Raw genomic sequence first — 14,483 nt, 5'->3', positions numbered from 1 at the left:
CGCCGGCGGCAGCAGGGCCAGCCAGCCCATGACGGTGCGGATGTCGCCGGCCTGCACTAACCCCATCGCGCAGGCTTCGGCCCAGGCGGCGGCGCGGGGCGCGTCACCAGCGGCCAGAGCGTATCGCACCGCCTCCTGCCACAGGCCGGCGTCGGCGCACCAACGGGCGGCGGCAAGCTGGATGTGGCGCAGGCGCGCCGGGTCGTCCCGCCCGAGGCGGGCCTTCAGGTAATCGGCAAACAGCGCATGAAAGCGGAACCAGCCGTCGTCCAGGCGCTTCACGAAGAGGTTCTGGCCGGCGAGCTCGTCCAGCAGCCGGCGGGCATCGGGCTGGCCGCTCACCGCGGCGCACAGGTCCGGGCAGAAGCGGTCGAGCGGGCCGGCGGCGAGGAGGAAATCCACCCGGGCCGGGTCGAGCCCGGCGAGGACGTTCTCGGCCAGATACGCCCCCACGCCCTCCCCCGCCCGGCGGCGGATGCCCGCCATCAGCGCGTTGGCGTCGTCGGCGCCGCGCACCGACAGGGCAACCAGATACATGCCGGCGGCCCAGCCTTCGGTGGTGCGCCACACGGCATCCGCCACGGCGGATTCGGCCAGCGGCCCGCCCAGGCCTTCAAAGTAATGCCGCGCCTCGTCGGCGGCAAAGCGCAGCTCGGGCTCGCCGATGCTGGTCAGCTGCCCCCGCGCCGCCAGCGTGGCGAAGGGCAAGGCTGGCGCGCCGCGCCCGGCGAGGATCAGCCGGAAGGCCGGCGGCGCGTAGCGAACGAGGGTCTGCAGGGCGTCGAGGAGCGGTGGCGTGGTGAGCGCGTCGGCGTCGTCGAGGATCAGCGCCACCGGCACCGGCGAGCGGGCCAGCCCGTTGATGAGGGCCGCCAGCACCGCCCGGGGCGAGGCCAGCGCATCCCGCGCGAGCAGGCGGGCGGCCTCGCGGGCCAGGCCGTCTTCGCCCCCCAAGGCCGCAACGAGATACGGGAAGAACAGGCCGGGATCGTCGTCCTCACGGTCGAGGCTGAGCCAGCCCACCAGCCAGCCCAGGCCGCTGAGGCGCTCGCGCAGCTGGGCGAGCAGGGTCGTCTTGCCGGCGCCGGGCGACGCACATACCCGCAGCACCGGCGGCTGGCCGGGCGCGCAGAGGGCATCCACCAGGCGTGGACGAAGCAGCACGCCCGCCGACGGGGCCGGCGGGCGTAGCTTGGTCTGGATCAGCAGGGACGGGCGCGGGTCGGCCCGGTCTGCCGAAAGCGAGGTCATCTGAAAACAGACGCCCCGGCCGCGATCCCACGGCCGGGAACGAGGCGGGTCACACCTTCTCGAAGATGCCGGCGGCGCCCATGCCGGTGCCGATGCACATGGAGATCATGCCGTAGCGGGCCGAGGTGCGCTGGAAGGCGCTCATCAGCGTGGCGGCACGGATCACCCCGGTGGCGCCCAGCGGGTGGCCGAGGGCGATGGCGCCGCCCTGGGGGTTGATCTTGGACTGATCCATGTCGAGCTGGCGCATCACCGCCAGGGCCTGGGCCGCGAAGGCTTCGTTGAGCTCGATCCAGTCGAGATCGGACTGCTGGATGCCGGCCGCCTTGAGGGCGCGAGGGATCGCCTCGACCGGGCCGATGCCCATGATCTCGGGCGGCACGCCGGCCACCGAGTAGCTGCAGAAGCGCGCGATGGGCTTCACGCCGTAGCGCTTGACGGCCGCCTCGGACATCAGCAGCACCGCGCCGGCGCCGTCGGACATCTGGGAGCTGTTGCCGGCCGTCACCGAACCGCGGGCGGCGAACACCGGCTTGAGCTTGCCGAGGCTCTCGACGGTGGCGTCGCCCCGCGGGCCCTCGTCGGTGTCGCAAATGCGCTCGGTGACGCGCACTGTGCCGCCCTCGCCCGGCACGTGGGTGCGCACGGTGTAGGGCGTGATCTCGTCACGGAAGGCGCCGGCGGCGATGGCCGCGGCGGCGCGCTGGTTGGACTGCACCGCGAAGGCATCCTGGGCGGCACGATCGATGCCCCACTGCTGGGCGACCTTCTCGGCCGTGAGGCCCATGCCGAAGGCGATGCCGAGGTTTTCGTCCTTGGCGAAGATCGCCGGGTTGAGGGAGATCTTGTTGCCCATGATCTGGGGCATCACGGTCATGCTCTCGGTACCGGCGGCGATCATCACGTCGGCTTCGCCCAGGCGGATGCGCGCGGCGGCGTCGGCCACGGCCTGCAGGCCGGACGAGCAGAAGCGGTTGATGGTGATGCCCGGCACGGTGTTGGGCAGGCCGGCCAGCAGCACGCCGATGCGCGCCACGTTCATGCCCTGCTCGGCCTCCGGCATGGCGCAGCCGACGACCACGTCGCCGATCTCGGTGGCGTCGAGCCCCGGCACCTTGGCCACGACCGCCGACAGCACATGGGCCAGCATGTCGTCCGGGCGCACGTTGCGGAACATCCCGTTGCGCTTGGCCACCGGCGTGCGGGTGGCGGCAACGATGTAGGCTTCCTGAATCTGTTTCATCGAATTCTCCTTTGGGTCAGTGAGGCGTGAGGTGCGAGGGGCCAATCTGCCTGCGCCGACCATCGCCAGCGCACCGGGCCAAAACAAGGCCTCCTCACTCCTTTCTCCTTACTCCTCACTGCAATCAACTAGTTGCGCAGCGGCTTGCCGGTTTCCAGCATGTGCACGATGCGCTGCTGGGTCTTTTCGGTCTTGAGCAGATCCACGAAGAGCGCGCGCTCCACGTCGAGAATCCATTGCTCCGACACCTTCGCGTTGGTCTCCACCTCGCCGCCGCACAGGGCGGTGGCCGCCGCACGGGCGACGCGGTAGTCCCACTCGGAGATGAAGCCGCCCTCCTTCATGTTGATGAGCATCATCTCGCAGGTGGCGATGCCGTTACGGCCAGCCACCTGCACGGCGCGCTGGACGAGCGGCGGCTGGTAGCCGGATTCGGCGATCGCCCGGGCCCGGGCCAGGGCCACATGGAGCAGCTCGTTGGCGTTGAAGAGGATGTCGTCGGACTCCTTCGCGAAGCCCAGCTCCACCGCCTGCAGGGCGCTCTTGGAGACGTTGGCCATGGCGATGGTCTGGAACATGTTCTGGATGAAGGGGAACACGTCGCCGCCCGCGGCCCGGCTGGCGAAGCCCGCCGCACGCAGCGCGAACTCCTTGCAGCCGCCGCCCGCGGGGATCAGGCCGACGCCGGCCTCGACGAGGCCCACGTAGCTCTCCAGCGCCATCACGCGATGGGTGGCGTGCATCACGAACTCGCAGCCGCCGCCCAGCGCCATGCCCTGCACCGCCGCCACCGTGGGCACCGCGGAATGCTTGAGGGCCATCGAGGCCTGCTGGAACTTGGCGACGGTCTTCTCGAGGCGGTCGAACTGGCCGGCCTTGCAGGCTTCGACGACCTGCGCCAGGTTGGCGCCCACCGCAAACGGCGCCTCGTGCCAGATCACCAGGCCGTCCAGGTCGCGCTCGGCGCGGGCGATGGCTTCGAGCACACCGTCCAGCACCTCGTCGCCCACCGCGTGCATCTTCGACTTGAAGGAGATGATGCCGATGCGGGCGTCCTTCGCCGGGAGGTTCCACAGGCGCACGCCGTCGTTCTCCCACAGGGTGACACCGGCGTCCGGCGCAGCCTCGCCCAGCACGCGCTCGGGGAAGAGCTGGCGCTGATAGACGGGCAGGGTCGAACGGGGCTTGAGGGTGGCGTCACTGGCGCTCCACGAGCCGTCCGGCGTGTGCACGCCGGTGCGACCGTCGAACACCCAGGCCGGCAGCGGCGCGTTGGTCATCGCCACGCCGGCTTCGATGTCGTTCTTGATGGCGTTGGCGATGGCCTGCCAGCCGGCGGCCTGCCAGGTTTCAAACGGGCCCTGCTGCCAGCCGAAGCCCCAGCGCATGGCGAAATCCACGTCGCGGGCGCTGTCGGCGATGGCGCCGAGCTGGAAGGCGCAGTAGTGGAACACGTCGCGGAAGATCGCCCACAGGAACTGGGCCTGCGGGTGTTGGCTTGCGCGCAGCTGGGCGAACTTCTCGGCCGGGTTGCGGTTCTTGAGGATGGCCAGCACTTCGGGCGCAACCTCGCCGGCGCTGGGGCGATAGGCGCCCGAGGCGAGATCCAGCACGTTGATGACCTTGCCTTCCTTGCGGAAGATGCCGCCCTTGGTCTTCTGGCCCAGGGCGCCCTTGGCGATCAGGCCGGCGAGCCACTCGGGCGACTTGTAGTAGCCATGCCACGGGTCGTCCGGCAGGGTCGCGTCCATGGTGCCGACCACGTGGGCCAGGGTGTCGAGGCCAACCACGTCGGCGGTGCGGTAGGTGGCGCTCCTGGGGCGGCCGATGAGCGGGCCGGTGAGGGCGTCCACTTCGTCGAAGCCCAGGCCCAGGCGCGCGGTGTGGTGCATCACCGCCAGGATCGAGAACACGCCCACGCGGTTGGCGACGAAGTTGGGGGTGTCCTTGGCGCGGACGATGCTCTTGCCCAGGCGGGTGGTGAGCCAGGCCTCCAGATCGTCGAGCATCGCCGGCTGGGTGCGGGCGGTGGGGATCAGCTCGACCAGCGCCATGTAGCGCGGCGGGTTGAAGAAGTGGATGCCGCAGAAGCGGTCACGCATGGCTTCGGGCAGGCCCTGGTCCAGGGCGTTGATCGACAGGCCCGAGGTGTTGGAGGCGAAGATCGCGTCCGGGCGGATGAACGGCGCGACCTTGGCGTACAGGTCGAGCTTCCATTCCATCTTCTCGGCGATGGCCTCGATGATGAGGTCGCAGTCGCGCAGCTTTTCGAGATCGGAACCGTAGTTGGCCACCTCGATGAACTGGGCCCGGTCGCGGGTGGCGAGGGGCGCCGGGTCGAGCTTCTTGAGCCCGTCCACCGCCTTTTTGGCGATGGCGTTGGGGTCGCCTTCCTTCGGCAGGTCGAAAAGGATGACCGGCACGCTGGCGTTGGCGCAGTGGGCGGCGATCTGCGCCCCCATGACGCCGGCACCCAGCACGGCCACCTTGCGAATGATGAGTCTGCTCACTTGCTCCTCCTTCAGATGCGGCCCATGGGTGAGCCGGCTTTATGGTTCAGGAATCCCGCGAATTATTTGAACAACTGTTCAAATCTTAGCGCAATCATGAATTTAGATGCAACAATCAGAAAAAAATCAGGTACCGACGGCGGTCGGCAGCGTGCCTTCCGGGGCAAGGAAACCCGCCACCACAAAGGGTCGCAGGCGGGCCATGATGCCTTCGGGATTGCCGGCATCGGCAAGGGAATAGGTTTCGGTCATCCGCATCACATCCTTTCCGGCCATCGCGTAGGCGACGATGCCGACGAAGAAGTACATGCGCCACACCACGTCATCCTGCGAGAGGTGGGGCAGCGTGCGCATGAAGGCCTGGCGGTAGCGATCCACCGCCTCCCGGTATTCAGCCGGAAAGAAGGCCTCGGTGCCCGGGCCGGGCTCGTAGAAGGCGCGCCCGATGAGTTGCTTGAAGACCTCGCCCGAGATGGTGTCCTTGCGGGTGAGGCGCAGCGCCGACGACAGGAAGGCATCCACCAGCACGTCGACGGCGATGGGCTTGCCGGCGGCATCGAGCTCGAGCTTGTCGAGATAGCTCACCCGGCTGCCGCCGCGGCTGCCCAGAGCGCGCTCGTAAACCGCCTCCATCAGCCCCTGCTTGGAGCCGAAGTGGTAATTGACCAGCGCCACGGGCACGCCGGCGGCGCCGGTGATCATGCGGATCGAGGTGGCGGCGTAGCCGTTTTCCATGAACAGCCGCTCGGCGGCGTCGAGGATGCGGGTCTTGGCGTCTGGGGTGGAATCGATGCGCGGCATGAAGGGGCCAGAAAAAAACCGGCGCCGGAGAGTCCGGCGCCGGGTTGTTACAGCAGATCAGAAAGCCATCGAGTACTGGGCGCCGAGGATCCACACGCGAGCGTCGTACACACCGGTCACGCGGCCACGACCGAGGGCGGTCTGGTTGTTGTCGATGTGCGACTCGGCCACGCGCAGGTAGGCGGCCCCCAGGTCGACCATGGAATCCTTGGAGACCTTGATCTGGGCGCCGGTCGAGAGCCAGGTCCTGTTGCTGTCGGGCAGCGACACGAGGCGGTGCTGGTCGCTCTGCACCGGACTCTGGTCGTAGGCGATGCCGAACTTCAGCTTCACCTGTTCGTTCAGGCGGTAGTTGGTGCCGAGGGCAAAGCGCCAGGTGTCGCGGAACTTGGTGTCGAGGGTCTGCACCGTCACGCCGTTGAGGGCGCCGGAGGTGCGCACGATGTCCACCTTCGGGATGCTGCTCCAGCCGGTCCAGGAAACGTCACCGAGCATTTCCCACTTGTCGTTGAGGGTCTGCGCCACGCTCAGGATGAAGGTCTCGGGCAGCTCGACGTCGGCCTTCGCCGCCCCGGTGGTGAGCGCCGCGCTGGCGCCCGCGGCCGGGCCGCTGACGGACAGGTCGCCCTTCAGGTCGTGCTTGATCGACGAGCGGTAGGACACGCCCACCTTCGTCGTCGGGCTCAGGGTGAACAGCGCGCCCACGTTCCAGCCCCAGGCGTCGTTGTCGGCCGACAGGGTGGCGGTGGTGGCGGCAAGCGCGGCCGACGTCACCGTGGCCTGGCGGATGTACTCCACCTTCATCTTCTGGTAGCTGAGGCCGCCGCCGACCGAGATCTTGTCGTTGATGCGGTAGGCCAGGCTGGGGTTGAGATTGACGGTCTTGATGTCGAACTTGATGGCCTGGGCACCGCCCAGCCAGGGATTGTCGTACTCGGTGACCAGACCGAAGGGCGCACCGATCCCGAGGCCGGCGTAGAGGTTCTTGGTCAGCGCCCACGACATGTAGGCGTTGGGGATGAAGGCCCAGCTGCCCGCGTCGTTGCCCTCACCGGCAGAGCCCAGCACACCGACACTCGAGCCGCGGTTGTCGAACTTGAAGGTCGGGCGCACGGCAGACATGCCGACCGACACCTCCCTATCCTTCAGCTGGGTCATGCCGGCCGGGTTGAAGAAGATCGTGCTGGCGTTCTCGGCGACGGCCGCCGAGCCCGCATACGAGTTGCCGATACCGCTGGCGTTCTGCTCGAGCAGCTGGAAGCCGGCGGCGGCTGCCTGGCCACTGGCAAGACCGGCGGCAACCAGGGGGATCAGGCGGGCGATGGTTTTCATCTTCATGGTGTCTCCTCACGTGGGCGCTGTCGTTGTGTGCAAGCCTCGGGCTGCGCGACGTCCCGGGCGTTTCTGGTTGGGCGAATCCACCGGGGATTCGCGGCAAGGGTGATGTCGATGCTGGGTCAGACGTTCGTTTCAGGCGGAATTTCCCGCTTCTGGCCGTTCTTGTCCACTGCCACGTAGGTGAGCACGGCTTCGGTCACCTTCACGACGATGGGGTGCTCCGGGTTGCGCTCGGCGTACACCGCCACATCGACGGTGATCGAGCTCCGCCCGACCTTGATGATCTCGGCGTAGAAGCTGACGATGTCGCCCACCGACACCGGCTGCTTGAACAGGAAGGAATTGACCGCGATGGTGGCCACCCGGCCACGGGCCCGCTTGATGGCCGGCACGGCGCCGGCGATATCCACCTGGGCCATGATCCAGCCGCCAAACACGTCGCCCGACGGGTTGAGATCGGCCGGCATCGGCATCACGCGCAGGACCGGCATCTGGCCTGGCGGGAGCTGGGTGGGTTGATTGCACATGGAGTGGCTCCTCGGGAGGGTTTCAGCCGGCAGCGCCGGCGCGGGACAGGTTCAGCGGCCCGCCGGTGAAGGGCGGAAAGCCGGTCCCGAATATAACCCCGGCGTCGGCCAGATCGGCATCCTCGACCACGCCTTTTTCAACGCAGCGACGGGCCGCAGCCAGCAGCGGCGCGGCGATCCGCTCGGCGAGCCCGGCCGGCGGCGCACCCGCGGCGGCCTTCTTCGCCCTGCCATCGACCCACGCGTAAAAGCCCTGCCCGCTCTTCTTGCCGAGCTGGCCGGCGGCCACGCGATCGGCCAGCGCCTTGGGCAGCACCGCATCGGCGCCGGCCAGGGTCTTGCCCGCCGCCACCGCGATGTCGAGCCCGACGGTGTCCATCAGCTCCACCGGCCCCATGGGCATGCCGTAAGCCACCAGCGCGGCGTCGATGGTCTCGGGGGCGATGCCCTCGTCCACACAGCGCAGCGCCTCATACATGTAGGGCCCGAGCACCGCATTGACCAGGAAGCCCGGCTCGTCCTGCACCGGCAGCGGCAGCTTGTCGAGCTTGCGCACGAAGGCGGCAGCCTTGCGGAAGGGTTCGTCGGCCGACACCGCGCTCTTCACCACCTCCACGAGCGGCAGCACCGCCACCGGGTTGAAGAAGTGGATGCCCACCAGCCGGCTCGGATCGGTCAGCGCGGTGGCGATGTCGGCGATGCGCAGGCTGGAGGTGTTGGACGCCAGCACCGCTTCCGGCCGGGCGCGCCGCTCAATGTCGGCAAACAGGGCGCGCTTGGCGTCGAGGTTCTCGAAGATCGCCTCGATGATGAGATCGGCCTGGGCCACGCCTGCGCCTGCCGGGTCGGGGATCAAGCGGTCCAGCGCAAAGCGCGCCTCCCGCGGTTTGCCCCGGAACTTGCGTTCGATGCGCTTGCCGGCCCGGGCGATGGCCGGGGCGATGCGTTCGACGGACTGATCCTGCAGGGTCACGATCATCCCGCGCAGGGCGCATTCGGTGGCGATGTCGCCGCCCATCACGCCGGCGCCCACCACGTGGACGCGCTTGGGCTCAAAGTCCGAGCCCTTGCCGAAGCCCTTCATGCGCTCCTGCAAAAAGAACACGCGGATCAGGTTCTTGGCGGTGGGCGAGCGGAAGATCGCCTCCAGCGACGAGGGCGAGCTGGCCGGCACCACCAGCGCGTTGCCGCCGTGATTGGCCCAGATGTCGATGATCGCGTAGGGCGCAGGGTAGTGCTCGGGCCGCGCCTTGGTAGCCACCTGCTGGCGGGCCTTGCTGGCGACGATGCCGGACAGCGGGCCGTTCATCAGCTTCTGCATGAACGGCAAGCGGTGCGGCTCGCGGCCGGAGAGCACCAGCATCCGCGCGGCGTTGTCCATCACCCGGGCGGGCACGGCTTCGTCGGCGAGGCCCAGGCGCTTCGCCTTGCGGGCATCCACGCCCTTGCCGGTGAGCATCAGGTCGAGCGCGGCGGCCGGGCCGATCAGCTGCGGCAGGCGCAGCATGCCGCCCCAGGCCGGGTAGATGCCCAGCATCACCTCGGGCAACGCCATGCGCGTGCCCGGCTCATCCACCGCGATGCGGTAGCGGCAGGCCAGCGCCAGCTCGAAGCCGCCACCCATGCAGTGCCCGCGCACCAGCGCCAGCGTGGGGTAAGCCACCGCGGCCAGGCGGTTGAAGAGGTTCCAGCCCCGCTCCACCAGCACCCGCGCTGCAGCGGCAGAGTCGATGGCGGTGAATTCCTCGATGTTGGCCCCGGCGATGAAGCCCGCCGCCTTGCCCGAGCGGATGACCAGCGCGGTGGGCGGCTGGCGGTCGAGTTCGTCGAGGAGCTGCCCCAGCTCGGTCATCACCGCAAAGCCGAGGGTGTTGGTGGTCGAATCGGCCACGTCGAGGGTCGCCCAGGCGATGCCGTCGGCGTCCCGTTCCAGTTTCCAGTGCGTCAGGTTCATCACAGGGCCTCCACCAGCATTGCGCCACCCAGACCACCGCCGATGCAGATGCTGGCGATGCCCCGCTTGCCGCCGGTGCGGCGCAGCGCGTGGAGCAGATGCAGCACGATGCGCGCCCCGCTCGCTCCCACCGGATGGCCCAGCGCCACCGCGCCGCCATCCACGTTGAGCCTGGCCGGGTCGATGGCGCCGAGCGCCCCGGGCAGGCCCAGGCGCATGCGGCAGTATTCGTCGTTCTGCCAGGCCTTCAGGCAGGCGATCACCTGGGCGGCGAAGGCTTCGTTGATTTCCCACAGGTCGATATCGTCGCGCCCGAGGCCGTTGCGGGTGAGGATCGGCGAGGCCGCATGCACCGGGCCGAGGCCCATGCGCTCGGGCTCCAGCCCGGCCCATTCGGTGTCGACGATGCGGCCGATGGGCGTGAGGCCGTGCTGCTGCACGGCGTCTTCCGAGGCGAGGATCAGCCACGCGGCGCCGTCGGTGATCTGCGAGCTGTTGGCGGGCGTCACCCGGCCGTATTTCTTGTCGAAGAAAGGCTTGAGCTTGGCGAGGCCGGCCATCGAGGCATCCCGGCGCAAGCCGTCGTCCTGGGCGTAAACCGTCCCGTCCTTGTCCACCAGCGGCACGATCTCGCCAAAATGCCCCGCGTCCTGCGCAGCCGCCACGCGGCGGTGGCTCTCCACCGCAAAGGCGTCCATGTCGTCGCGGGTGATGCCGAACTCGAAGGCCAGGTTCTCGGCGGTCTGGCCCATCAGCTGGCCGGCGATGGGATCGGTCAGGCCCTTCATGATGCCGATCACCGGCGCCAGGTAACCGAGCTTGAAGCGCCGGATCATCGCCAGCTTCTCGCCCAGGCTACGGGCGCCCATCCAGCCGGCGAACCAGCGCACCATCGGGTCGGAATACAGCAGCGGCGCCCGCGAGAGCGCGTCCACGCCGCCCGCCAGCACCAGCTGCGCGCGCCCGCGCTCGATGTTGGCGATGGCCGAGTCGATCGCCTGCATGCCCGACGCGCAGTTGCGCATCACCGTCCAGCCCGGCACGTCGATGCCGCAGCCCATGCGCAGGGCCACCACGCGGCCGATGTTCACCTCGTCGGGCGACGGCGCGGCGCAGCCGAGGATCACCTCGTCCAGCTGGTCCGGCGCAAAGCGCTGGCGGGCGAGCAGCGCGCTGCCGGCCGCGGTGGCGAGATCCGATGCCGCGAACGGCCCCGGCGCGTTGCGGGCCTTGAGGAAGGGCGTGCGCGCCCCGTCGATGATGTAGATCGGCTGGTTCATGGCGGAGCTCAGGCGGCCTGCTTCTGCGGTTCGGTCACATCGGCGAGCGCGTCGCGCAGGCCAAAGTCGTAGGGAAAGTCATCCACCCGGATCACCTTGTCGCGCAGTTCGCCGCGGCGGCGGATCAGGCGGTGCTCGTCGCCGCTGATGATGCCGGCGGTGAAGGCCGCGTCGTACAGCGCATCGACGCCGCCATTCACCAGCAGGCCGGGCTTGAACTCGCCGCGCTTGATCGCCTGGCGCACCTTGGCCTCGATGGGCTCGGCGGCGATCGTCGCCAGCAGCGCGGCTTCCAGCGCGCCGACGGGCTCTTCCAGATCGGTGGGCAGATGCACGTCGGAGGTGAGGCGGTCGCGGGTTTCGGACGGGTTGATGAGCAGGGTCGCCACCTCGTGGCCCAGCTTGTCGGACGGCACCACGTAGGGCCGGCCCAGCGGGAAGACCACCACCCGGCGCAGCAGCAGCGCGAAGAAGCGGTTGGGGAAGTTGGCGATCACGCCTTCGAAGGCGTTCTGGATCTTGAACATGCAGTCCCAGATCGCCCAGTGGAGGAGCGGCAGATCGGCGCGCTGGCGGCCTTCGTCCTCGAAGCGCTTGAGGGTGGCGGACGCCAGGTACATCAGCGACAGGATGTCACCCAGCCGCGCCGAGAGTTTCTCCTTGCGCTTGAGCGCACCGCCGAGGGTGCCCATCGAGATGTCGGCGATGAAGGCGAAGGCGGCCGAGAAGCGGGTGAGCTGCTGGTAGTAACGGCGCACTTCCGGCGCGATGTTGGCCGGCACGGCCACGAAGTGCGAGCCCGTCATGCCCATCACCAGCGCCCGGCCGGCGTTGTTGATGGTGTAACCGATGTGGCCCCAGAAGGCGTCGTCGAAGGCGGTCAGATCGCCGCTGCGGGCCGCGTCCATTTCCTTCAGCACATACGGATGGCAGCGGATCGCGCCCTGGCCGAAGAGGATCAGGCTGCGGGTGAGGATGTTGGCGCCTTCCACGGTGATGCCCACCGGCACCTGCTGGTAGGCGCGGCCGAGGAAGTTCTGCGGGCCCAGGCAGATGCCCTTGCCGCCGATCACGTCCATGCCATCATTCACCGACTGCCGGGCGCGCTCGGTGACGTGGTACTTGACGATGGCCGACACGACGGACGGCTTCTCGCCCAGGTCGATGGCGCCGGCGGTCATCACCCGCGCAGCGTCGCACAGGTAGGCGTTGGCGCCGATGCGGGTGAGCGCCTCCTCGACGCCCTCGAACTTGCCCACCGCCGTCTTGAACTGGTAGCGCACGCGGGCATAGGCGCCCACCGCGCGGGCGGTCATCTTGAGCATGCCGGTGTTGGAGCCGGGCAGCGAGATCGAACGCCCGGCCGCCAGGCACTCCATCAGCATCCGCCAGCCCTGCCCTGCCATCTTGGGGCCGCCGATGATGAACTCCAGGGGCATGAACACGTCCTTGCCGCGGATCGGGCCGTTCATCCACACCGCGTTGAGCGGGAAGTGGCGCCGGCCGATATCCACGCCCGGGTGGTCGTGGGGCACCAGCGCGCAGGTGATGCCCAGGTCTTCCACGTCGCCCAGCAGGTGCATCGGATCGTACAGGCGGAAGGCCAGGCCGAACACCGTGCACACCGGCGCCAGGGTGATGTAGCGCTTGTCGAAGCTCACGCGCATCCCCAGCACCTCGCGGCCCTGGTAGATGTCGCGGCAGATCACGCCGGAATCCGGGATCGACGCCGCATCCGAGCCCGCCCACGGGCTGGTGAGCGCAAAGGCCGGGATGTCCTGCCCGCTGGCAAGGCGCGGCAGGTAGTGGCGCTTCTGCTCCGGCGTGCCGTAGTGCAGCAGCAACTCGGCCGGCCCGAGGGAATTGGGCACCATCACGGTGACGGCCGGCGCCGACGAGCGGGTGGACAGCTTGGTCACCACCTGCGAGTGGGCGTAGGCCGAGAAGCCTTTACCGCCGAACTCCCTGGGGATGATCATCCCGAGGAAGCCCTTCTCCTTGATGTAACGCCACACTTCGGCCGGCATGTCCTGCTGCTGGGTGCATTCCCAGTCTTTGGTCAGGCGGCACAGCTCATCGGTTTCCACATCCAGGAAGCGCTGCTCCTCGGGCGTCAGCGTGGGCTTGGGGAAAGCCAGCAGGCGGTTCCAGTCGGGCTTGCCGGCAAACAGCTCGCCTTCCCACCACACCGTGCCGGCCTCCAGCGCGTCCTTTTCGGTCTGCGACATCGAAGGCAGCGCCTTGCGGAAAGGCTTGAAGATCTGCGCCGTCACCAGCCCGCGCCGCACGGCGGGCAGCAGGAAGACCGCCCCGATCACCGCCACCGCGGCCACCACGCCGGCGGTCAGCGCCACCGGCCACGCGGCCAGCCAGCCGAGCGCCGCAATCCACGCCAGCCCCACCCCATACCAGGCAAAAAAAGGCGCTCGCCCGTAGGCGAGCGCGACCACCAGGGGAGGGAGGGAAACCAGAAACCAGTAAGCCATGAGATGTCTCCTCGCGTGCGGTGCCGTCGTTCGCGGCCCGCATCCGTTTCTTTATGGGTTCGAACCAAAATCCGCCAGCGGCGCGCGCAGGCCGCCCAGCAGAAAACTCATCAACCGTGGCGCCAGGCGCGACGGGTGCTCGTCATCGAATTTGCCGGTGACAAGTTGCAGCGCGTCGGTGCCGGCGATGGCGTACGACATCGCGCCCATCATGAAATGGAAGCGCCACAGGATCTCCTTGCGCTCCACCTCGGGCAGCGCCCGGTACAGCGCCGACAGAAAGCGCTCGACGCACTCGGCGTACTCCTCGGCCAGAAACTTGCGCACGAACTCGTTGGGCTCGGTGTAGGTGCGACCGAGCAGGCACATGAAGGTGTGCCCGCCGCCCTCCACGTCGGCCGCCATCCGCAGCGCGGTGCCGAAGAAGGCATCGACGATGCGGCTCGGCTTGAGCGGCGCCCCGCCCGCCTCGGCCTCCATCTGATCCAGCACCACCAGACGCGCGTTGTTGAGATCGGTCAGGCGCCGGCGGAAGACCTCCTGGATCAGCAGCTCCTTGGTGCCGAAGTGATAATTCACCGCGGCCAGATTGACCCCGGCGCTGCCGGTGATCATGCGCATCGACGTGCCGTCGAAGCCGTGCTCCATGAACAGCACCTCGGCCGCATCGAGGATGCGGCTGCGGGTATCGGCAGATGTCTTGGCGTTGTCGTCGCGCATGGGAGTGGCCTCGAAAGCTGACTGACGGGGTAAAATCAAACAGTCGTTTTAATCATACGTTTACTTTTTTTTATGTCAACACTCGGGATGAAATACGAACGCACGGCTGGAAACTGCCCAATGAAACCTGAACCGGACGTGACGGCGCGGTAGCCACGGGGCCGTGGTGATGCGACTTTTCACCCGGCGAACCACGGCCCGGACACGCGAGCGTGATGTAATCGCCCTCAACCGATAAAAAGCTGTCTTTTCTTTCGGCGGGCTCATCCGTAAATGGTCAGGTGGCGCCTGCGTCCCACCAGCAAATCCGGCGAGCTTTAAATAGCGTCAATCGCGCCTCGTAACTGCAGGAAGTACTTCCATCCTCGACGCC

10 protein-coding genes are annotated in these 14,483 nt (G+C 68.3%); all 10 read right to left on the bottom strand.

Going from position 1 to position 14,483, the window contains the following annotated elements:
- Positions 1-1,251: winged helix-turn-helix domain-containing protein (locus tag QQK25_RS15580; RefSeq protein WP_284188759.1), on the bottom strand; the 1,251-nt coding region annotated here is incomplete at its 3' end.
- Between the two features lie 49 nt (positions 1,252-1,300).
- Positions 1,301-2,494: an acetyl-CoA C-acyltransferase gene (locus tag QQK25_RS15575; protein ID WP_284188758.1), complete on the bottom strand. Its 1,194-nt coding sequence runs from the start codon at positions 2,492-2,494 to the stop codon at positions 1,301-1,303.
- 128 nt (positions 2,495-2,622) lie between these two features.
- Positions 2,623-5,004: a 3-hydroxyacyl-CoA dehydrogenase/enoyl-CoA hydratase family protein gene (locus tag QQK25_RS15570; protein WP_284188757.1), complete on the bottom strand. Its 2,382-nt coding sequence runs from the start codon at positions 5,002-5,004 to the stop codon at positions 2,623-2,625.
- A 126-nt stretch (positions 5,005-5,130) separates the two neighbouring features.
- Positions 5,131-5,805: a TetR/AcrR family transcriptional regulator gene (locus tag QQK25_RS15565; protein WP_284188756.1), complete on the bottom strand. Its 675-nt coding sequence runs from the start codon at positions 5,803-5,805 to the stop codon at positions 5,131-5,133.
- A 57-nt stretch (positions 5,806-5,862) separates the two neighbouring features.
- Complete coding sequence (locus tag QQK25_RS15560) at positions 5,863-7,143, bottom strand: OmpP1/FadL family transporter (RefSeq protein WP_284188755.1); 1,281 nt, start codon at positions 7,141-7,143, stop codon at positions 5,863-5,865.
- 119 nt (positions 7,144-7,262) lie between these two features.
- The gene (locus QQK25_RS15555) at positions 7,263-7,670 is read right to left on the bottom strand and encodes an acyl-CoA thioesterase (RefSeq protein ID WP_284188754.1); all 408 of its coding nucleotides are present in this window, start codon (positions 7,668-7,670) and stop codon (positions 7,263-7,265) included.
- A gap of 22 nt (positions 7,671-7,692) precedes the next feature.
- Positions 7,693-9,624, bottom strand: a complete 1,932-nt coding sequence (locus tag QQK25_RS15550) for a 3-hydroxyacyl-CoA dehydrogenase NAD-binding domain-containing protein (protein WP_284188753.1) — start codon at positions 9,622-9,624, stop codon at positions 7,693-7,695.
- Complete coding sequence (locus QQK25_RS15545; protein ID WP_284188752.1) at positions 9,624-10,904, bottom strand: acetyl-CoA C-acetyltransferase; 1,281 nt, start codon at positions 10,902-10,904, stop codon at positions 9,624-9,626. Before QQK25_RS15545 ends, QQK25_RS15550 begins: the two co-directional genes overlap by 1 nt.
- An 8-nt stretch (positions 10,905-10,912) precedes the next feature.
- Positions 10,913-13,390, bottom strand: a complete 2,478-nt coding sequence (locus QQK25_RS15540) for an acyl-CoA dehydrogenase (protein WP_284188751.1) — start codon at positions 13,388-13,390, stop codon at positions 10,913-10,915.
- 51 nt (positions 13,391-13,441) lie between these two features.
- Entirely contained in the window at positions 13,442-14,110 is a 669-nt protein-coding gene (locus QQK25_RS15535; RefSeq protein WP_284188750.1) for a TetR/AcrR family transcriptional regulator, read from the bottom strand.
- Between the last annotated feature and the right edge of the window lie 373 nt (positions 14,111-14,483).

The sequence above is a fragment of the Zoogloea oryzae genome, assembly GCF_030161255.1.
Classification (GTDB): Bacteria; Pseudomonadota; Gammaproteobacteria; order Burkholderiales; family Rhodocyclaceae; genus Zoogloea; species Zoogloea oryzae.
The sequence above is the reverse complement of the archived record's forward strand: the minus strand, read 5'-3'. Positions and strand labels throughout refer to the sequence as shown.

Excerpts from the sequence above, each read along its gene's own strand:
- QQK25_RS15550 (WP_284188753.1), bottom strand. The coding sequence starts at position 9,624 with ATGAACCTGACGCACTGGAAACTGGAACGGGACGCCGACGGCATCGCC.
- QQK25_RS15565 (WP_284188756.1), bottom strand. The coding sequence starts at position 5,805 with ATGCCGCGCATCGATTCCACCCCAGACGCCAAGACCCGCATCCTCGAC.
- QQK25_RS15575 (WP_284188758.1), bottom strand. The coding sequence starts at position 2,494 with ATGAAACAGATTCAGGAAGCCTACATCGTTGCCGCCACCCGCACGCCG.
- QQK25_RS15545 (WP_284188752.1), bottom strand. The coding sequence starts at position 10,904 with ATGAACCAGCCGATCTACATCATCGACGGGGCGCGCACGCCCTTCCTC.
- QQK25_RS15535 (WP_284188750.1), bottom strand. The coding sequence starts at position 14,110 with ATGCGCGACGACAACGCCAAGACATCTGCCGATACCCGCAGCCGCATC.
- QQK25_RS15540 (WP_284188751.1), bottom strand. The coding sequence starts at position 13,390 with ATGGCTTACTGGTTTCTGGTTTCCCTCCCTCCCCTGGTGGTCGCGCTC.
- QQK25_RS15555 (WP_284188754.1), bottom strand. The coding sequence starts at position 7,670 with ATGTGCAATCAACCCACCCAGCTCCCGCCAGGCCAGATGCCGGTCCTG.
- QQK25_RS15560 (WP_284188755.1), bottom strand. The coding sequence starts at position 7,143 with ATGAAGATGAAAACCATCGCCCGCCTGATCCCCCTGGTTGCCGCCGGT.